At 64.1% G+C, this 19,572-nt stretch carries 17 protein-coding genes; 7 read left to right on the top strand and 10 right to left on the bottom strand.

From position 1 onward, the window contains the following. Positions 1–11 precede the first annotated feature (11 nt). A complete protein-coding gene (locus BRAGE_RS0123655; RefSeq protein ID WP_027558710.1) occupies positions 12–560 on the top strand; it encodes a sigma-70 family RNA polymerase sigma factor in 549 nt (182 codons plus the stop codon). Next, complete coding sequence (locus BRAGE_RS0123660; RefSeq protein WP_027558709.1) at positions 557–1,318, top strand: anti-sigma factor family protein; 762 nt, start codon at positions 557–559, stop codon at positions 1,316–1,318. Before BRAGE_RS0123655 ends, BRAGE_RS0123660 begins: the two co-directional genes overlap by 4 nt. A gap of 18 nt (positions 1,319–1,336) precedes the next feature. Here the strand turns inward: BRAGE_RS0123660 and BRAGE_RS0123665 are convergent, their stop codons facing one another. Next, positions 1,337–1,741, bottom strand: a complete 405-nt coding sequence (locus BRAGE_RS0123665) for a GFA family protein (RefSeq protein ID WP_027558708.1) — start codon at positions 1,739–1,741, stop codon at positions 1,337–1,339. 117 nt (positions 1,742–1,858) lie between these two features. Further along, complete coding sequence (hpnO, locus tag BRAGE_RS0123670) at positions 1,859–3,250, bottom strand: aminobacteriohopanetriol synthase HpnO (protein ID WP_027558707.1); 1,392 nt, start codon at positions 3,248–3,250, stop codon at positions 1,859–1,861. Positions 3,251–3,391: 141 nt separating this feature from the next. Between hpnO and BRAGE_RS0123675 the strand changes: the two genes are divergently transcribed. Continuing rightward, a complete protein-coding gene (locus BRAGE_RS0123675; protein WP_027558706.1) occupies positions 3,392–4,015 on the top strand; it encodes a DUF2147 domain-containing protein in 624 nt (207 codons plus the stop codon). Here BRAGE_RS0123675 and BRAGE_RS0123680 read toward each other — a convergent pair. Beyond that, entirely contained in the window at positions 3,983–6,571 is a 2,589-nt protein-coding gene (locus BRAGE_RS0123680) for an MMPL family transporter (RefSeq protein WP_027558705.1), read from the bottom strand. The genes BRAGE_RS0123675 and BRAGE_RS0123680 overlap by 33 nt on opposite strands. A 453-nt stretch (positions 6,572–7,024) precedes the next feature. Between BRAGE_RS0123680 and ispH the strand changes: the two genes are divergently transcribed. Continuing rightward, positions 7,025–7,951, top strand: a complete 927-nt coding sequence (ispH, locus tag BRAGE_RS0123685) for a 4-hydroxy-3-methylbut-2-enyl diphosphate reductase (protein WP_027558704.1) — start codon at positions 7,025–7,027, stop codon at positions 7,949–7,951. Between the two features lie 36 nt (positions 7,952–7,987). Continuing rightward, positions 7,988–9,148, top strand: a complete 1,161-nt coding sequence (gene hpnH, locus BRAGE_RS0123690) for an adenosyl-hopene transferase HpnH (protein WP_027558703.1) — start codon at positions 7,988–7,990, stop codon at positions 9,146–9,148. Between the two features lie 129 nt (positions 9,149–9,277). Here the strand turns inward: hpnH and BRAGE_RS0123695 are convergent, their stop codons facing one another. Beyond that, entirely contained in the window at positions 9,278–9,547 is a 270-nt protein-coding gene (locus BRAGE_RS0123695; protein WP_027558702.1) for a hypothetical protein, read from the bottom strand. Between the two features lie 167 nt (positions 9,548–9,714). On the opposite strand from BRAGE_RS0123695, the gene BRAGE_RS56430 reads away from it, so the two are divergent. Beyond that, a complete protein-coding gene (locus BRAGE_RS56430; RefSeq protein ID WP_181411690.1) occupies positions 9,715–9,870 on the top strand; it encodes a hypothetical protein in 156 nt (51 codons plus the stop codon). Positions 9,871–10,113: 243 nt separating this feature from the next. Here BRAGE_RS56430 and BRAGE_RS0123705 read toward each other — a convergent pair whose 3' ends face one another. From BRAGE_RS0123705 to BRAGE_RS0123720, 4 genes are all read right to left on the bottom strand, one after another. After that, on the bottom strand, positions 10,114–11,463 hold the full coding sequence (locus BRAGE_RS0123705) for a carbohydrate porin (RefSeq protein ID WP_027558701.1): 1,350 nt from the start codon (positions 11,461–11,463) through the stop codon (positions 10,114–10,116). 148 nt (positions 11,464–11,611) lie between these two features. Beyond that, positions 11,612–12,670, bottom strand: a complete 1,059-nt coding sequence (locus BRAGE_RS0123710) for an ABC transporter permease (protein WP_027558700.1) — start codon at positions 12,668–12,670, stop codon at positions 11,612–11,614. After that, positions 12,667–14,193: a sugar ABC transporter ATP-binding protein gene (locus BRAGE_RS0123715; protein ID WP_027558699.1), complete on the bottom strand. Its 1,527-nt coding sequence runs from the start codon at positions 14,191–14,193 to the stop codon at positions 12,667–12,669. Before BRAGE_RS0123715 ends, BRAGE_RS0123710 begins: the two co-directional genes overlap by 4 nt. A 60-nt stretch (positions 14,194–14,253) precedes the next feature. Then, positions 14,254–15,216, bottom strand: coding sequence for a sugar-binding protein (locus BRAGE_RS0123720; protein WP_084334242.1), 963 nt, complete (start codon positions 15,214–15,216; stop codon positions 14,254–14,256). A gap of 257 nt (positions 15,217–15,473) precedes the next feature. On the opposite strand from BRAGE_RS0123720, the gene BRAGE_RS0123725 reads away from it, so the two are divergent. Then, positions 15,474–16,739: an ROK family protein gene (locus tag BRAGE_RS0123725; protein ID WP_027558697.1), complete on the top strand. Its 1,266-nt coding sequence runs from the start codon at positions 15,474–15,476 to the stop codon at positions 16,737–16,739. Positions 16,740–16,808: 69 nt separating this feature from the next. Here the strand turns inward: BRAGE_RS0123725 and BRAGE_RS0123730 are convergent, their stop codons facing one another. Next, positions 16,809–17,558 carry a phosphorylase gene (locus tag BRAGE_RS0123730; protein WP_027558696.1) on the bottom strand — a complete coding sequence of 250 codons (750 nt, stop codon included), beginning with the start codon at positions 17,556–17,558 and terminating at the stop codon, positions 16,809–16,811. Next, positions 17,555–19,522 carry a squalene--hopene cyclase gene (shc, locus tag BRAGE_RS0123735; RefSeq protein ID WP_027558695.1) on the bottom strand — a complete coding sequence of 656 codons (1,968 nt, stop codon included), beginning with the start codon at positions 19,520–19,522 and terminating at the stop codon, positions 17,555–17,557. Before shc ends, BRAGE_RS0123730 begins: the two co-directional genes overlap by 4 nt. Between the last annotated feature and the right edge of the window lie 50 nt (positions 19,523–19,572).

Consider the following 19,572-nt stretch of genomic DNA (forward strand, 5'->3'; position numbering starts at 1 on the left):
AGCGAGGAGCGATGCCCGCCAACGACGATTTGCAGAAGGCGCAGCGCTTCCGCGAGGCGGCGCTACCCTATCTCGACGACGTCTATACGCTCGCGCGCTATCTCCTGCGCGACGCCTCCGATGCCGAGGATGCGGTGCAGGAATGCTATCTGCGCGCGCTGAAGCACTTCGACAGCTATCGCGGGCCGGCTATGAAGCCCTGGCTGTTCGCGATCCTGCGCAATGTCTGCAACGCCGAATATGCGCGGCGGGCGCACCGGCCGAGCGCGATCGAGGATACGCCCGGCGCCGCCGAGCAGACGCCACTATGGCAGGAGAGCGAGGCGAGCCCCGAGACCGAGGTGCTGCGCAGCCGCGATGCCGGCGTCGTCCGCAAGCTGATCGAGGCGCTCGCCGAGCCATTCAGGGAAACATTCGTACTGCGGGAGATCAATAACCTGTCCTATCGTGAAATCGCCGAGGCCGCGGGCGTGCCCGTCGGCACCGTGATGTCCCGCCTCGCCCGCGCCCGCGCCATGCTGCGCGCGGCCTGGACGGCGGAAGAGGAGCATTCGAAATGACCTGCGACGAAGCAAAGATCCTGCTTCACGCGCTGCTCGACAACGAGCTGGACGCCGGCCATGCGCGCGAGGTCGAAGCCCATATCGCTGGCTGTCCGGACTGCGCCGCCGAATTTGCCGCTCAGCGCGAGATGCAGCGCGTGCTTGCCGACACCGATTTGCGCTACACCGCGCCCGCAAGCCTGCGCAGCCGGATCGAGGCCTCGCTGCCGCAGCGCCAGCAGCCGAGCCGCCGTTCCGTGCTGCGCGGCTTTGCGATGGGCTCGGCGGTCTCCGCGCTCGCCGCCTCCGGCGTCGTCGCCGTGGTGCTGCGCCAGGACGACCAGCAGCGCATCCTGTCGGAGGTCGTCTCCGCGCATCTGCGCTCGCTGCAGGCCGGCCACCTCATCGACGTGGTCTCGACCGACCAGCACACCGTCAAGCCGTGGTTCAACGGCAAGCTCGACGTCGCCCCGCCCGTGATCGACCTCACCGCGCAAGGCTTTACGCTGGTCGGCGGCCGGCTCGACTATGTCGACGCGCGCGCCATCGGCGCCGTCGTTTACAAGCGCCGGCAGCACGTGATCAACCTGTTCGTGTCGCAGACGTCGAATGCGGAATATCGCGCACCGAAGACCGAGACCATGCAAGGCTTCAACTGCCGCCGCTGGGGCAATCGCGGCCTGAACTTCTGGGCCGTCAGCGATATCGGCGCCGACGAGCTCGCCGAGTTCGTCGACAAGTTCGAGGCCGCGATGAAGGCGAATGTGGAGGGGTAGCGGCGCCTGCGGACGCCGTTATTCGAGCGGAGGAAACCGTTCGAACACGGGCAGCTCATGCGCCCGCTCCATCCAGCCAATCCGTTCGGCGGCCTGGATGTGCATCACGGCCGGAATGGCATCGGGGTCGTCATAGGTGCCGCTTTGGATGTCGATGACGTCGGGCATCAGGTTTTCGTTGATGTAGAACAGCCCCGTGCCGCAATCGGCACAGAAGTGCCGGCGTCCATGCTTCGAGGAGTGATAGATCTTCGGCTGGCCGCGCACCACCTTGACCGCTTCGCGCGGATACATCGCCCAGCCGACCATCGGTGCTCCGGAATGGCGACGGCAATCCGTACAATGACAGAGCGCGTGCACCATCGTCTCGCCGTTCACCTCATAGCGGATCGCGCCGCAATGACAGCCGCCAGTCACAGGCATCGCGCAGCTCCTCTCCCGGTCAGGTCAATGCCGGGAAAGTAAGTGCCGATTTGGGGTTTCAGGAGGCGGCCTGCTTCAGCAGGTCGCACGTCGCGACATCAGGCCGCGGCGGGGGCCTTACGCCGACCGCCGCACCGCGTTGTCCACCAGCGTCTTGCCGAGCGACCAGATCGCGCCGGGGACCTTGTGGCTGCCGGCGATGACGTCGTCGAAGGCGCGCTCGATCCAGTTGCAGTCTTCTTCGGTGATCGTGAGCGGCGGCAGCAGCTTGATGGTGTGGCTGCCGTGGCCGGCGACCTGGGTGAGGATCTTGTGGTCCTTGAACAGCGGCACGGTGATGAGCTGGCAGAACAGGCCTTTGTTGGCGGTCTCCAGCACGTTCCAGGAGGCGCGCAGCCGCAGCGACTTCGGCGGGCCGAACTCGACGCCGATCATCAGGCCCTTGCCGCGCACTTCCTTCATCAGCTCGTAGCCGGGCACCATGCGCGTCAGCGCAAGGCGCAGCTCGGCGCCGCGCTTGGCAGCGGACTCGATCAGCTTCTCGGACTCCATGACATCGAGCGTGGCGATGCCCGCGGCCATCGCCAGGTCGTTCTTGGAGAAGGTGGAGCCATGCACCACCGCACGGTCCATCTGGTTGAAGATCTTGTCGAAGATGCTCTTGCGCGTCAGCACCGCGCCGACAGGCACGTGTCCGCCGGACAGCGACTTCGACAGCAGCACCATGTCGGGCTCGACGTTCCAGTGCTCGACCGCGAGGAAGCGGCCGGTACGGCCCATGCCGGTCTGGATCTCGTCGGCAACGAACAGCGTGCCGTATTTCTTGCAGAGCGCGGCTGCGCCCGGCAGGAACTCGTCGGTGGGCATGTTGACGCCCTTGCCCTGGATCGGCTCGACGATGAAGGCTGCGACCTCGCGCGAGGCCAGCGCCTTTTCCAGCGCGGCCAGATCGTTGAACGGGATAGACGTGCAGCCCGGCAGCAGCGGCTCGAAGCCGGTGCGGAAGTTCGAATCACCCGTCAGCGACAGCGCGCCATAGGTGAGGCCGTGATAGCCGTGGGCGCAATAGACGATGCCGGGGCGGCCGGTGGCGCCGCGGGCGAACTTGATCGCCGCCTCGACGCATTCGGCGCCGGAATTGGCGAAAAATGCCTTGTCGAGATAGGGAACATATTTCAGCAGGCGCTCGGCGAGCACGCCGGCGAGCGTCGAGACGTCGAACTGGACCAGATTGGGCAAATCGGCGTCGAGCACGCTCTTGAGCGCCTCGCGCATGACCGGATGATTGCGCCCGATCGCGAACACGCCGAATCCGGACAACAGATCGAGATAGCGCGCCCCGTCGCGGTCGTAGAGGTACTGCCCCTGCCCCTTCTGGAAGCCGACATCGTAGCCGATGGTCTTGAGAACCCGGACGAACTGCTCGTTCAGGTACCGATTATGCAGGGCGCTGCGCTGGGCCTGCCGGTCCGCGAACAGCTGAGACATGTCTGGATTTGGACTGTGCATCCGCTACATACTTCGGTTGAGGGCCGTTTCGTCAACTGAAAACGGACCGTTACTGAAAACGGTCTGTGCGGCCTTTTGCCCTTTTTCGGACCATCTTCGCAAGCACAGCTTTAGACCATGTTGCACTGCCAAGGAACTCTCATGCGTTTAGCCCTTTACACCGGAATAATACTGGCTGGCGGTTACACCTGCCTGACCCCCGCGCTCGCCGCGGACCCGACCGGCGACTGGCGGGTCGCCGACGGCGTCGCCAACATCCGTGTCGCCCAATGCAGTGGCAGCATGTGGGGCGCGGTTTCCTGGGAAAAGCAGCCCGGCGGCCGCGATGAGAACAATCCGGATGTGTCAAAAAAGAACAGGCCGACCCTGGGCATGCCGACCCTGATCGACATGAAGAAAAAGCCCGGCGCCGATCAGTGGGAAGGTCAGGTCTACAACGCCAAGGACGGCCAACTCTACAGCGCGACCATCACGCCTGTCGGCACCGACCAGCTCGAAATCAAGGGCTGCGTGATGGGCTTCCTCTGCGGCGGCGAGACCTGGATCCGGGTCGGCCCGCCGATTCCCTTGAGCACAGCCAACGCCATGGCGAAAGGTGGACCGAAGCCCACGGCGCCGAAAACCCAGGCAGCTCCGGGCACGACGGGCGCCGCGGCCCCTGCGCCCGCAGCGCCGAAGACCGCCGCCAAGCCTGGTCAGAAGGGTGCCGCCGACACGGTCGGCGACATCTGCCTACTCCCTGAGATTGCGGGGCTTGCCCATTAGGGCCGGCTGGAACAGCAGCACGGCGGCAAGCGTCGTCACCAGCGAGAGTGCGAGCAGCTTGCCCATGCTGGACGTGCCGGGATGGCTCGACAGCCACAGGCTGCCGAACGCAGTCGCCGTCGTCAGCGCACTGAAGAAGATTGCTCGCGTGAGGCTGGTCTGGAGCAGGTTCGTTCTGCCGGAGCGCCAGGCCACGACATAATAGATCTTGAAAGCGACGCCGACGCCGAGCAGCAGCGGGAACGCGACGATGTTGGCGAAGTTGAGCGGCAGGCCGATCAACACGCAGATCTCGAGCGTCACCGCGCCGGCCACCAGCAGCGGCACCAGCGTCATCAACACGTCGACGAACCGCCGCAGCGTGATCCACAGCAACAGGCCGATCACCAATAGCGCGTAGATGCCGGCGTGGATGAACGCCTTCACCACGGTATCGCCGGACTTCAGGATCGAGACCGGCCCGCCGATCGCCGTCGGCTCGGCCGCGAGCACCGCGGCGGCAAATCTGCGCAGCGTGTCGTTGTCGTTGGGATCGCCTTTGGGCAGCGCCTCGACGCGGATGACGCCGTCCTTGCTCTTCCAGGCGCTGACGAGATCGGGCGGCAGCGAAGCCAGGGTGACCGGACCTGCCTGCATCGCGTTCCTGAGCTGGTCGAACACGATCTTCATCGGCGTGACGAACACGTCCTGCGCCTTGTTGCGCGTGGCCTCGTCGCCATTGGCGAGCTTCTCGAGCGCGTCCGCCAGCCGGCGCGAGGCGACCGCGCCGGGCCCCTTCGCATCACCGGCGGTCCGGCGCAGATTGTCGACCGAGGATTTCAGCGCCTCGACATTTTCCTTATCCGTCGGCGCCGCATCGATCTGATCGGGGTTGAGCGCGGGATTGAGCACCTTGGCGCCCTGCGCGATCAGCTTCAGCTTCGGCTGCTGGTCCTGGGGCACGAAGCTGTCGAGCGACATCACCCGCAGCACCTCCGGGACCTTCTCCAGCCTCGCCTCGACCTGCCTCGCCTGCTCCTCCGACGTGGTCATCACGTTGATGGCATTGGCGCCGGTGTTGGGATCCTTGCGCAGGTCGAGGAAGGTCGCGATCGACTCGGCATGCGGGTTGCGCAGGTTCATCGGGTTGAAGTCGAACTTCATGAAATAGAGCAGCGGCAGGCCGGCGAGCGCCAGCAGCAGCGTGCCGCCGACGACCAGCACGCGGTGCTTCTCCAGGAAGTGGTCGAGCGGCGCCAGGAAGGCGTAGCCGACCGGCTCCTTCTCGCCGGGCGGGTTGAGCAGCTTGAGCATGGCCGGCAGGACGGTGATCGAGGAGACGAACGCCACCAGCATGCCGACGCCGGCGATCTGGCCCAGCTCCGCGATGCCCTTGTAATCGGTCGGCATGAAGCAGAGGAAGCCGGCCGCGGTCGCCATCGCCGCCAGCGACAGCGGGATCGCCGAACGCTTCGCCGCCAGCACCAGCGCACCCGTGAGGTCGTCGTGCTTGTAGCGCTCCGAGCGATAGCGGACGCTGTACTGGATGCCGAAATCGACGCCGAGGCCGACGAACAGCACGGCGAACGCGATCGACAGCAGATTGAACGAGCCCACCATCATCAGCCCGGCCGCGGTCGTGATCGCGAGTCCGACGAACAGATTGATGAACACGGCGAAGATGATCTTGGCCGAATGCAGCGCTAGCCACAGGATCAGCAGCACGACGAGGACCGTGCCGACGCCGTTGACCACGGCGCCTTCCTGGACGGTGGCGTATTCCTCGTTCGCGATCGGCACGGGGCCGGTCAGCCGCACCCGCGCCTGGAATTTGGTCGGGAAATCGAGGTCGGCTGCAGCCTTGCGGATCGCGTCGGTAGCGTCCTTGCCCGGCTCCAGCGCGTTGTAGTCGAGGATCGGCTTGAACTCGATGAAGGCGCGCTTGTCCGAATCCGACAGCGGCTGGTCGCTGACGAGCTCGCGCCAGGAGAAGGTCGCATTGCCCTTGTTGAGCACGGTCTCGACGGTCTGCGCGATCTGGTTGAAGGGCCGCTCGGTGCTGTCGAGCTTCACCTGCCCGCGCTTGACGCCGGCAAGCCCGGTTTCGAGCGCCCCGGTCAGGCCGCGGATCGAGGGATCGCCGGCCATGATCTCGATCAGGGGCGCTGCGGATTCGAATTGGCTGGTCGCCTTGGCAACCTCTTCGGTCGGCAGGAATAACAGGCCGTTGCGCTCGAAGAACTCGCCGGTGCCGAGCTGCTGCATCGACACGAAATTGGTCTTGTCGTCTTTCAGCTTCGCATAGAGCGCGTCCGCCGCGGCGGTCGTCAGCTCGGGCGTTGCGGCCTCAACGACCGCCAGAATCGTCGCGTCGCGGTCGAAGGCGCGGTCGAACTGCTGGTCGCGCTGCCGCCAGTCGAGATTTTGCGAAATCAGCGAATTGATGTCGGTGTTGATGGCGAAGTGCCGCGCGGCGTAATAGCCCGCACCTACCGACAGCAGGAGCCCGAGAACGACGACGAGGGAGGCAAACCGGGTGCAGGCCCTGACGATGGCAACGACTACGCTTTGCAGCACATCTTTTCTTTCTGGTGAACAGCTTGCCGAAAACGCCCGCTGTTTATCGGAGTTCCCCGGCGAAACCTATTGCTGTTTTGAGTGGCAATCGCCGCACCGAGGTTCGAGGTAAACGGCAAAGTCCGTCACGAAATGCGGGCGGTCGGTATAGCCGGGGAGTTGAGGCGGGAAAGTGGCGATCCGGTGCGCACAAAGGTCGCCTTTTGCTCACCGGCATTCCCATATTATAATACCGCACACCTCTGCGGCCAGGGAACCTGGGTTCATTGACCTTTCCTTGCTGCCGATTTTTTGACACAAAGTATTGCGCCTCCATGCGCCGGAACCCCGATGGGGGTGGGTGGTTACCGCGTGCGCGAAACCAATGGTGCGGTTATTGCACCTGATTGGTCGGGATCGGGGTGCCGCCGGGGACTTGAAGCGGATTGGTGCAACTTGCGTGATGGACGTCCTATGGAAGTTTACCTAGCGCAACCGCGCGGCTTCTGCGCGGGCGTGGTGCGTGCAATCGAGATCGTGGAACGGGCGCTGGAGAAGTACGGCCCGCCCGTCTACGTGCGCCATGAGATCGTGCACAACAAATACGTAGTCGAGAGCCTGAAGAACAAAGGCGCGATCTTCGTCGAGGAGCTGTCCGAGGTTCCGCCGAAGGCCGTGACCGTTTTCAGCGCCCATGGCGTCGCCCGCAGCGTCGAGGAAGAGGCCGCCGCACGCGACCTTCCGGTGCTCAATGCCACCTGCCCGCTGGTCACGAAAGTTCACAATCAGGGGAAGCGCTACATCACGCGCGGCCGCACCCTGATCCTGATCGGCCATGCCGGCCACCCCGAGGTCGAGGGCACGATGGGCCAGGTTCCCGGCCCCGTGCTGCTGGTCCAAAGCGTTGAAGAGGTTAACGCCCTGACGCTGCCCGCAGATACGCCATTGGCCTACATCACCCAGACCACACTGTCGGTCGACGACACCAAGGACATCATTGCGGCCCTCCAGGCCCGCTTTACAGATATTCAAGGTCCAGATATCCGGGATATCTGCTATGCGACACAGAACCGCCAATCTGCGGTAAGGGACTTGAGCAAGCTGGTCGACGTGATCTTGGTGGTGGGCGCTGCCAACAGCTCGAACTCGAACCGGCTCCGCGAAATCGGCACTGAAGCCGGCGTCGCGAGTTATTTGATTGCCGACGGCAGCGAGCTCAATCCGGAGTGGTTGAAGAATGCCAGGACCGTCGGCGTCACGGCCGGCGCCTCGGCGCCCGAGGTACTCGTGGATGACGTGATCGAAGCGATGCGGCGGATCGGACCGGTCAAGGTCCAGGTGCTGCCGGGCCGCGAGGAAAACATCGAATTCAGGCTTCCGGCCGAACTGGCTGCGAGCTGACCTACCCCGAATTCCAATCCCAGAAAGAAACCTGCAATGGCTATCCCCTTCTTCAAGGAAATGCGTATCGGCGGCTATTTGCTCAAGCAGAAACTGCTTGGCCGCAAACGCTATCCGCTCGTGCTGATGCTGGAGCCGCTGTTCCGCTGCAACCTCGCCTGCGTCGGCTGCGGCAAGATCGATTATCCGGATGCGATCCTCAACCGTCGCATGACCGCGCAGGAGTGCTGGGACGCGGCCGACGAGTGCGGCGCGCCGATGGTCGCAATTCCCGGCGGCGAGCCGCTGATCCACAAGGAGATCGGCGAGATCGTGCGCGGCCTCGTTGCGCGCAAGAAGTTCGTCTCGCTCTGCACCAACGCGCTGCTGCTCGAGAAGAAGCTCGACCTGTTCGAGCCCTCGCCCTATTTGTTCTTCTCGGTGCATCTCGACGGCCTGCGCGACCACCACGACAAGGCGGTGTCGCAGAAGGGCGTGTTCGACCGCGCCGTCTCCGCGATCAAGGCGGCCAAGGCGCGCGGCTTCACCGTCAACGTCAACGCCACCATCTTCGACGGCCACCCGGCCGAGGAGATCGCGAAATTCCTCGACCTCACCGTCGAGCTCGGTGTCGGCGTCTCGATGTCGCCGGGCTACGCCTATGAGCGCGCGCCGGACCAGGAGCACTTCCTCAACCGCACCAAGACCAAGAAGCTGTTCCGCGACGTCTTCGCGATGGGCAAGGGCAAGAAGTGGAACTTCATGCATTCCGGCCTGTTCCTGGACTTCCTCGCCGGTAACCAGGAATACGAGTGCACGCCGTGGGGCATGCCCGCGCGCAACATCTTCGGTTGGCAGAAGCCCTGCTACCTGCTCGGTGAAGGTTACGCCAAGACCTTCAAGGAGCTGATGGACACCACCGACTGGGAAACCTACGGCACCGGCAAGTACGAGAAGTGCGCCGACTGTATGGCCCATTGCGGCTACGAGCCGACGGCGGCGACCGCAGCCCTCAACAACCCGCTGAAGGCGATGTGGGTGTCGCTGCGCGGCATCAAGACGACGGGCCCGATGGTGCCGGAGATCGACATGTCCAAGCAGCGCCCGGCGCAGTACATCTTCTCGGAGCAGGTCCAGAAGAAGCTCTCGGAGATCCGCAAGGACGAAGCCGCGGCGGCCGCGGAGAAGGCGGCGCGGAAGGCTTCGACGGCTGCGTAAGCGCACGAGTCGGCACGAACGAAAAGGCCCGGTCGCCACCGCGACCGGGCCTTTTGCTTTGTTCGCCGCGAGCGCCCGCGGAGGCCGGAATCAATCCGCGTGCTGTGCTCCCTGCCCCCTCGCTTGGCGCTATTTCAACCGCTCGACGTTCGCTGCCATATCGGGAGCGCGACCGACTCGGTAGGTCGCGTTGCTGCACTTCAGCACCCACACCTCGCGATCGGGCTTTGATCGTTTGCTGTCCTTGACGGCGCTGAGCGCCTTCTCGCACGCAAAGCCCTGCATCCGTATCTGCGCCGCGAGCATGGTCGGCACTGTTTCCTGGGCGGTTTGGGCGAGGCCGGCCGTCAGTCCGCTCATCGTGCTTGCCAGCACCAGTAAGCCAAGCGTCTTGTACATGTGATTTCCTTTCACTGAGGCACCTGCTCATCACCGGCGCTCGATGAACCAGAACGCTGCCGTTATTCCGATTGCATTGGTCGAGATCGACAGGGCTCGACGTTCGATCGCCGGCGGAAAATCAATGCGCTGTCTCCACCGTCAATCCGGCGGAGAGGAAGCTATCGTTGCTGACGGACCATGTCGAGTTGTTGCGCGCGGCGTTTCGTGAGATCCGCCAGAGCCATCCATTCACGATCGCGGCGAGATCGATTTTTGGCAACTATCCTCCCGATTGGGCCGGCGATCAGGCCAGCGATGGCCGCGATTACGGAGAACGGTGATCGGGACGCGATGGGTTTCGCAAGGGCTCAACCCATCCTGCGGAGTAGCGCTTCAAAGCCATAAGGCCCGGTCGCCACCGCGACCGGGCATTTTGTTTTGTCCCGCTCAAGCGCCAAGGAGAGGACCGGAGCGATGTGCGGGGCTACGCTCCCTCTCCTCCTTGGTTGGGCTTCCTTCATGCAAGAGGTGAACAACAACCCCATGCATGCCGCGGCTTTCGCATCAGACGTGTTGGCGTCACATCAGAAATGGACCTCGGTACGCATGCCGAGAACCACGGCATTGTCGGTCTTCACACCGGCGGCGTTATAGCCGCGGCCGCCGGGATTGATCACATACTGCGCGTCGAACTTGAGGTTCAGCCAGCCGGTCGCCTGCCAGCCGTACCAGACTTCGATCGGCACTTCGTTGCCGCCCGCGTTGGGGCTGAGGGCCGCCGAATTCACGTGGGTCGTGCCCACCGCGAAGCCGACTTCGTCCTGGGGACGCCAGCTGAACGTTCCGGTATGCCGGAAGCCCAAGGCGATCTGGTAGTCCTGGAACGACGTCCGATGATCGGCAACGGTCGTATTGAGGAAGGTATACCAACCCACCGCACCGGGACCGTCAACGGTCAACCGTTGCAGGATCGACTCGTAGACGCCGTACCGGCCGCGTCGATCTCCGAGATTTTGATCCGGGACGCCTCCAGTGCCGGGGATGGTGGAGATGATACCGGGAAGGCCGCCATCGATGGTCGATGCGCTGTCGTACCAGCCGCCAAATCTCCAGGTCCCGTTCAAGGGCCCCTTCGGCGCCCAGACCAACTCCACCGGCACCAGCACGCCGCTGGCGGGACTGGAGTGAGGGACGCCCGGCAAGTAGTAGACGGTCGGATCGTCCGTCGTCAGATAATTCGGATTGGCGTCGTAGACGCCGACCGACAATTGAAAATCCTTGGCGAAGTTGTAGTGGACGACACCGGCCCATTGGCTCACCGGCCAGTTATAGATGTAGCCGCCCTGGATGTTGCCGGGCTGGCCGCCGCAGAAGGTCAGGTTGATGAACTCGCACAGACCGAAGAAGAAGTCGGAGCCGACTGGAAGACGGCCGCCCTTGAGTTCAAGCTGATCATTGAAAAGCTTCTGCGAGTAATAGAGTTGGGTCAGGCGAAAGATATTTCCGCGGCCGAAAACTTCGTTGGTCAGCTGCAAGGCCGGAATGCCTGCCTCGGTATTCAGGTTGTCGCCGAAACGCTGGACCAGCGTGAGGCCGACCGTGCCGCCCGGGATGCCGGCAAGCTTCGCCATATCGAGCTTGGCACCGAACCACAATTGTCCAGCGTTGGCCGCGGTGTTCCTGTCTCCTCCCGACAGGTTGCCGACGGTTTCATTACCCAGCGTCAGGCCCAGATCGATGCCCTGCTCCTTCAGCCTCGTTCGGCCGAGATCGCCGAACAGATAAGGTCTCGTCCAGAAGTCGTCGGCGTCCACATAGGGAAGAGGCGCGGCTTTCGTTGGAAAATCGGCCGCGTGTACCGCACCGCCCATCAGCGATGACAAAGCAATCCCCACACCCCATGCACATGCGGTGTTCAAAAACCTGGGCAACATTTTTCTCGTCCTCCCGCCGTCTCAGGCTTTGTCATTCTTGCCTCACGTTCCCGCCAAGCCATCGAGCCTGGAACGCGCTCCTTCCCCAGCACACCGTCGCAGCCGCGCGCCCCCGAAGCTGCTTTGTGTCGACTGGAGCCTGGATCCGTCATGCCTGGTCGCCCGTTCTTGCCGGCAGCGCGTCCACGCCGCGCGGTGCTGCGCCCTGCTGTCCTTCAAATGCCGATCTCGGCGCCGTGCGGGCGAGGCCGGCCAGCGCCATCTTGCGCCGCCGTCGGGCCTGCAACTGATGATCCGCCAACACGCCGATCAAAATCACCGTCCCCATCACCGCAAAGTTCAGGGAATTGGGAATGCCCAGGATATTCACGAGGTTCTGCAGCACCTGCAGCAGCGCGGTCCCCAGCACGATACCGAGGATGGAGCCCTCGCCGCCGCGCAGGCTGCACCCGCCGAGGACGGCAGCCGCGATCGCGTAGAGCTCATAGAAATTGCCGAAGGAGCTCGGCGACACCGAGTTCGTGTAGAACACGAACAAGACTGTTGAAACTCCGGCGAGCCCGCCGCTGATGATATAGGCGGTCGCGATCACGATATTCGTGTTGATGCCCGAGAAGCGCGCCGCTTCCTCGTTCTTGCCGACGGCATAGAGCCAGCGCCCGTAGACCGAGCGGTGCAGCAGCACGCCGAGGACGAGCGCAAGGATGATCAGAAGGATAAAGGTGTTCGGGATGCCCGCGACATTGCCCGAGGCAATGCTGCTCAGCGTCCCGGCCTCGTCGCCGTAGCCGAAGCCGCGTGTCGAGTCGCTGGTGTAGTAACGGGCGGCGCCGCGGTAGATCAGCAACCCGCACAGCGTCACGATGAAGGGCTGCATCTTCAACCGGGTGACGAGGAAGCCCTGAATTCCTCCCAGCGCCAGCCCGCCCAGCAACACGGCCAGCAGCGCCAAGGGCCAGGGAACCTGATACGTCGTCAGAAGGTCGATGAATATGACGCCGAGCAGCGCGAACATCGAGCCAAGCGAGAGGTCGATGCCGCCGGTGATGATCACCAGCCCCTCGCCAAGCGCGAACACACCGAACAGGCCGATCAGATTGGCCATGTTCAGCAAGTTCACCAGCGATAGGAAGGCCGGATTGATCGCGCCCGTGACGGCGGAAATCACCAGCAGCAGCAGGCCCAGGCCGAGTTCTTTCTTGTTCATGGCGCGGCCGCTTCCATGGTGTCCGGCGCCTGGCCGATTGCAAGCTGCAACACGTTGTATTCGCTGAACTGCGGGCGCTCCAGCACGCCGCTGACGCGCCCTTCATGCATCACCGCAATCCGGTCGGAGACGCCAATGACCTCCTCCATGTCGGAAGAAATCATCACGATCGCGACGCCCTGGTCGGCGAGCTCGCGCATCAGCGCGTAGATCTCGCTCTTGGCGCCGACATCGACGCCACGGGTCGGCTCGTCGAAGAACATCACGCGCGGCTGCATCGAAAGCCACTTGCCCAGCACGACCTTTTGCTGGTTGCCGCCGGAGAGCGTCACGGCCTCCATATCGATGCTCGGCACCTTGATGGAGAGGCGCCTCACCTGCTCTTTCGCGACCTTGCGCTCGGCCGGGCCACTGACCAGCCACATCCGCGCATAATTCAGCAGGCTGGCTAGCGTCACGTTCTCCCGGATCGGCAGCTCCAGCACGAGCCCGGATTTCTTGCGATCCTCCGGCATCAGATAGATGCCTTGCCTGATCGCGTCCCGCGGCGATGCGACATCGACCGGCGCGTTGTCGATCCTGATCTCGCCGCCCAGCAGCGGATCAATGCCGAAAGCCGCGCGGGCCAGGGAGGTGCGACCGGCGCCCACGAGCCCTGCCAGTCCGAGGATCTCGCCATGCCGCACGGAAAGATCGATCTGCCGGTCGGGAAAGGCCGATGTCACGAGGCCGACGATGTCGCAGCCGCCCGGCTGCGGCGACTGCTTCGGCGGCGTATGCAGCGCTTTCAGGTCGCGACCGATCATCAGCCGGATCATTGCGGCGTGGCTCAGCCTGTCCCGCGCCAGCTCTCCCACCGTTCGTCCGTCGCGGAGCACCACGACGCGGTCGGCGCAGGTCATGATCTCGCTGAGCCGGTGAGAGATGTAGATCACCGAGATGCCGTGCGCCTTCAGATCGGCAATCACCTCCAGCAGCCGTTCAGTCTCCGAAATCGTCAGGCTGGAGGTCGGCTCGTCCATGATGATCACGCGGGCGTCGATCGAGAGCGCCTTGGCGATCTCCACCAGCTGACGCTCGGCGATCGACAGGTTGTCGACGAGCGTGTCAGGGGTGAAATCGGCGCCCAGCCGCTCCAGCAGCGGCGTCACGCGGGCGCGCATCTCCGCGCTATCCACCAGCTTCAGCGGACCGCCGACAAGCCTCTCGCGTCCAATGAAGACGTTCGCGGCGACGTCGAGATTTTCGAAAAGGTTCAGCTCCTGATGCACGAAGGCGATGCCGGCCTGCGTCGCTTCGTTCACGGTCATGCGGACGTGCTCGGTGCCGCCGATGCGGATCACGCCCTTGCTCGGCGCGATCACGCCACCCAGCACGCGCATCAGCGTCGACTTGCCGGCGCCGTTCTCGCCGATCAGACCCAACACCTCGCCGCGGTACACACGCAGGCTGACATCGTCGAGGGCCATGACCCCGGGATAGGACTTGCTGATCCCGGCGAGTTCGAACAGGATTTCCGCCATTCATCTCCTCCCGCACGACGCCCGACGGCCGTGCCGCCGGGCGTCGAAAGGCGCTGAAAGTCACTTCTTCAGCAGGCCCTTCAGATTTGCGGTGAACTCCGCGACGTTGGATTTGCTGATCACTTGGGTCGGCACGATCAGCTTGCTGTCAGCCGGAATCCAGGACTTGTCGCCGTTCAGCGTCTTGATGATGTTGGTGGCGGAGAGGTATCCGAACTCGTACGGTTGCTGCACGACAGTGGATTCGATTGTGCCGTCGGATATTCCCCGCAGCGTGCGCTGGTCCTCGTCGAATCCGACGATCTTCACCTTGCCGGCCTTGCCCGCCGCCTTGACCGCGTCATAGATCAGCGGTGTCTCGTAGCTCCAGAGGCCGGACAACAGCGCAATGTCGGGATATTTGACGAGCACGTTCTCCATGTTCGCCTTGGCCTTGGCGAAGTCGACCTGGTCGGTGAACACGTCGACCAGCTCGACCTTGGTGCCGGCGATCGCTTCCTTGATGCCTTGCACCCGCTCGCGGGCATTGTCCGCGTCCATCGTGCCGACGAACAGCGCGATCTTGCCGCCGTTCGGCAGCGCCTTCTTGATCTCTTCGCCTGCTTGCCGCCCGGCCGCGACGTTGTCGGTGCCGATATAGGCGAGACGATTGCTCTGCGGCGCGTCGCTGTCGGTCGTGATCAACACGGTCTTGGCCGCAACCTTGTTGAGCTGTTCGGTCGCGTGCGGCGCATCGTCGACCGAGATGGAGATGCCGGCGACGCCGCGCACCAAGAGGTCGTCGAGCTCGCGCCGCTGGCCCGCCGCCGTGCCTTCGTTGGTGACGATCAATTCGATGTTGTATTCCGGGTGCTCCTTCTGCGCCTTTTCGAGCCCGCGGCCGGCGATGGTCCAGAAGTCGGCTGCAACGTTGGTGACCAGCGCGATGGTCTTCTTCTGCTGGGCCTGCGCCACACCCGTCGCCATCGCGAGCGCCGCGGTCGCAAGCAACGGCACTAGCAATTTCTTCATCGATCCGTTCATGTTTCAGCTCCCTTTGGCCACCCCGGATGAGGGGCTTCAGACGCTTTTGCGCCTTATTTTCTTTACGAAGCGAAGAAATGTCGCAGAGCAAAAACATCGAAATTGGGATGTACTGCCCCCTTCTTCACGCGGAAATAGTACATGAGGCATGACATTAGTAAATATGACTCTCCATCGTCACCCATTAGCTGTGTTTTTTCGATCACACTACCCTTTCACTCATTCATTAACTTCACTTAATGAATTAAAGAGGCAGCATGGTTGACCAAATTGAGCAGCCGAGACGAATTTCCAGCACCGCCCGCGGCTCGAATCGCGGCCGCCTCGTCGAGGTCTTGCGACGTCAGGGGCCGTTGCCGCGTGTGGAGCTCGCCCGAAGCACGGGATTGAGCTTCGCCGCCGTTTCCGGCCTGACGTCGAGACTGATCGCGGAAGAGTTGCTGTGCGAGACCGAGACGGCGGCGACCTCATGGTCCGACGACACGGACGAAGACGATGCAGAGGGGCTGAACGGCCGCCGCCGCGGCCGGCCGGCCGTGCTGCTGACCCTGAACCCGGAGTTCGGCCGCATCATCGCGGTCTCGCTCCGCATGAATCTGATTGAAACACTGATCGCGGATTTCAGCGGCTCCGGCCTGGCGCAATCGCGGCTCGAAATCGCGACGCGGGCTCTCGATCCGGGCGCGCTGTGCGATCTGGTGATAACGCAGATCGATGCGATGCTTGAGGCGACGGCCACGCCGCGCCATCGCCTGTTGGGAATCGGGATTGCCCTGCAGGGGATCGTGAACGCGGACACCGGCCGGCATCTGTGGAGTCCGGCGCTCTCCGTCACCGATGTCGATCTGGTGAAGCCGGTGCGCGAGGCCTTCAACGCCGAAGTCGTGATGGCGAATGACGCTGTCGCCGTTGCGCTCGCCCTCACCGCCGCGGAGCCGCCACTGGCGCAGGGCCTCTCGGCCACGATCATGGTCGGCCACGGCGTCGGCATGGGCGTCGTTGTCGACGGCGAAGCGCGCTGGGGCGCCGGCGCCGGCAGCGAGATTGGCCATATCAAACTGGGATCGAACGGGCCGCAATGCCGCTGCGGCCAGCGCGGCTGTATCGAGGCCCATCTGGCCGACTATGCGCTCTACCGCGACGCCCGCACATTTCTCGACCTGCCGCCGGCGGCGGCGCAACAGCCTTCCGAGGCGCAGATGGCCCTCCTGCGCGAGCGAGCGCGGGGCGGCGATCCCCGTCTCGAGCACGTATTTCAGCAGGCGGGCCGCGCGCTTGCCGAGGCGGTCGCGGCAACGATATCCGTGCTGCGCCCACACCATGTGATCCTGGCGGGACCCGGGCTGCAGGCATTTGACATGATGCGCCGCGCCTATGAGGAGCGGCTCGAGCAAGCGGTGCTGCCATGGCTGCTCAAGTCCACGGCGATCTATCTGCGTCCCAGCGAGTCGGCAGCAATTGTCGAGGGCATGATGCGGCGGACGCTGTGGGTCGTGGACCGGAACCACGTGGCGACCGAGTGAGCATGCACCAAAACGCAAAAGGCCCGGTCACCAATGGTGGCCGGGCTTTTGTTTTATCGCATCAGGAGGTCAGGCCGCCTTGGACACCAGGACCTCGCTCTCGATGAGCTCCGTCCCGATCAAATAGTCGCGGCAGCCGCGAAGTGAGCGCAGCGCGCGGTTGAAGTCGATGCCGGTCGAGACCAGCGCATGCAGCGTCGTGGGGTTGCGCACGATGCCGCGCAGCACGGCCGGAAGGTCGATCTGGCCGTTCGGCTTGATCGCGGCGCGGGCGATCGCGGGCAGCGCACGGTGGGCGGGATCGCTGATGACGCGGACCGCGGCAAAGGGCAGCCCGGCCTCGGCGGCATAGGCGGCCGCGATGTGGCTTTCCATGTCGACGGCCGCAGCCCCGGTCTCGGAATGCAGCGCCGCCTTGCAGGACCGTTTCGTGACCACCTCCTCGGCGCCGGCGAGGCTGCCGCGCACCACGCGGCGGCGGCCCGACGTCAGGCGGTCGATCAGGTCGTCGCCGAGCGACAGGCCAGCCGCCCAGCGGGTATCGCCGGACAGCACCTCGGTCGCCAGCACGACGTCACCGGAGCGCAGCGTCGGGTCGAGCCCGCCGGCCACGCCGAACGAGATCACACCGCGAATCGTATCAGGATCGACCACCGTCAGCAGCGCTCGGAGCTGGCTGGGGCTGCTGGACGAGCAGATCACAGCCATTCCAGGCCCGGCCGCGATACGGGCCTCCTGAACCAGTCCAGTCACGATCAAGATCGGCCGCGGATCAATGGCATTGCCCGCGGTAAAATAGTCCCCCGTCCCCAAAGTCACATTCCGACCCCTACCACCCTGCTGTTGGTGTTCCGCAAGTTCCGATACCGCGCCAGCGCCCACAGCGGAAAGAACTTTGGGTAACCATGATAACGTAGATAGAACACGCGGGGGAAGCCCGTGGCGGTGTACCGCTGCTCGTCCCACAGTCCTTTTTTGTTCTGTGTTGCAATCAGGTACTCCACCCCGCGGGCGACGGCCGGGTGATCAACCTCGCCTGCCGCCATCAGGCCAAGCAAGGCCCATGCCGTTTGCGAGGCGGTCGAGGGGGCGGTTTCCCAGCCCTTGTAGTCCAGGCGGTAGCTGACGGCGTCCTCGCCCCAGCCGCCATCCTTGTTCTGGATCGAGGCCAGCCAGGCGGCAGCCTTCCGCATCATGGGGTCCTTGTGGTCGACGCCGGCCATGTTGAGGGCGCAGAGCACGGACCAGGTTCCATAGATGAAGTTCATGCCCCAGCGACCGTACCAGGAACCCTCCGGGTGCTGGGTCTTGCGGAGATAGGCCACGCCGTCGGCGACGTGCTTGCTGGTCTTCTCGGTCTCGCCGAGCTGGGCCAGCATCGAGATGCAGCGCGCGGTGACGTCCTCGGTCGGCGGATCGAGCAGCGCGCCGTGGTCCGAGAACGGGATGTTGTTCAGGTAATATTCGAGGTTGTTGACGTCGAAGGCGGCCCAGCCGCCATCGTCGCTCTGCATGCCCTCGATCCATTCCCGGCCGCGGGCGATCGCCGCGTCGTAACCGGTCGCACCGTGCTCCCGGCGCATGCGGTCCATCGACATCACCACCACGGCGGTGTCGTCGAGATCAGGATAATGGGCGTTGTTGTACTGGAAGGCCCAGCCGCCCGGACGCACGTCGGGCCGCTTCACCGCCCAGTCGCCCTTCACCTCGAGCTCCTGCTTCGGGATCAGCCAGTCGAGGCCCTGCTTGGCCGCAGGCACCGCCTTGTCGCCGCCGGCTTCCAGCAGCGCATGCGCGGTCAGCGTCGTGTCCCACACCGGCGAGACGCAGGGCTGGCAGTAGGCTTCGTCGTCGCGGATCACCAGCAGCTTGTCGATGCCCCGGCGCGTCACCGCACGCGGCGGATAGTTCTCGTCCTTGCCGAGCGCGTCGTACATCATGACGATGTTGGCCATGGGCGGATAGATCGCGCCCATGCCGTCCTCGCCGTTCAGCCGCTCCTCGGTGAAAGCGAGCGCCGCATCGATCGCGCGCTGGCGCAGGCTCTTCGGAAACATCGGTTCGATGACGCGCAGGATCGCATCGAGCGAACGGAACAGCAGGAACCACGCCATGCTCTGATGCGGCGCCTTCGCCGTCATGCCGATCGAACGCGGATCCTGCAAGAACAGCTCGTCGATGCCGACGCCCTTCGGATTCTTCGCGCGCGGCTTGAGCGCAGCGATCACCATCAGCGGCACCATGGTGGTGCGCGCCCAGTAGGAGATCTTGTTGAGGTGGAACGGCGACCAGAACGGCAGCAGCACGATCTCGATCGGCAGCACCGGCACCGCGCGCCAGGTCACGACCCCGAACGTCGCGAGCAGAAAGCGTGTGAAGACGTTGCTATGGATCGCACCGCCGCGGGCATGGATCGCCTCGCGCGCACGCACCATATGCGGGCTATCTGTGGAATCGCCGATCATCTTCAGCGCGAAGTACGCCTTCACGCTGGCGCTCATGTCGAACTCGCCTTCATGCACCAGCGGCCAGCCGCCATGGGCGCCCTGGACGCGGCGCAGATAATTGCCGATCTTGGCCTCGAGCGCGGTGTCGACGGGCTCTGCGAGATAATGGCGCAGCAGGATGTACTCGGCCGGAATCGTGCAGTCGGCCTCGAGCTCGAACACCCAATGGCCGTCGGACTGCTGGAAGCCGAGGACGCCCTGCGTCGCCGACGCAATGCTCGATTCCAACACCCTCGATTCCACCGCCTCGCGGCGGGTCGCGTTCAAGGAATCCATGTCGCTCGATTGCTCCGATAGTCGATTGAAAGTGACCGGGACATTCGCCC

Source organism: Bradyrhizobium genosp. SA-4 str. CB756 (assembly GCF_000473125.1).
Taxonomy (GTDB): domain Bacteria; phylum Pseudomonadota; class Alphaproteobacteria; order Rhizobiales; family Xanthobacteraceae; genus Bradyrhizobium; species Bradyrhizobium arachidis.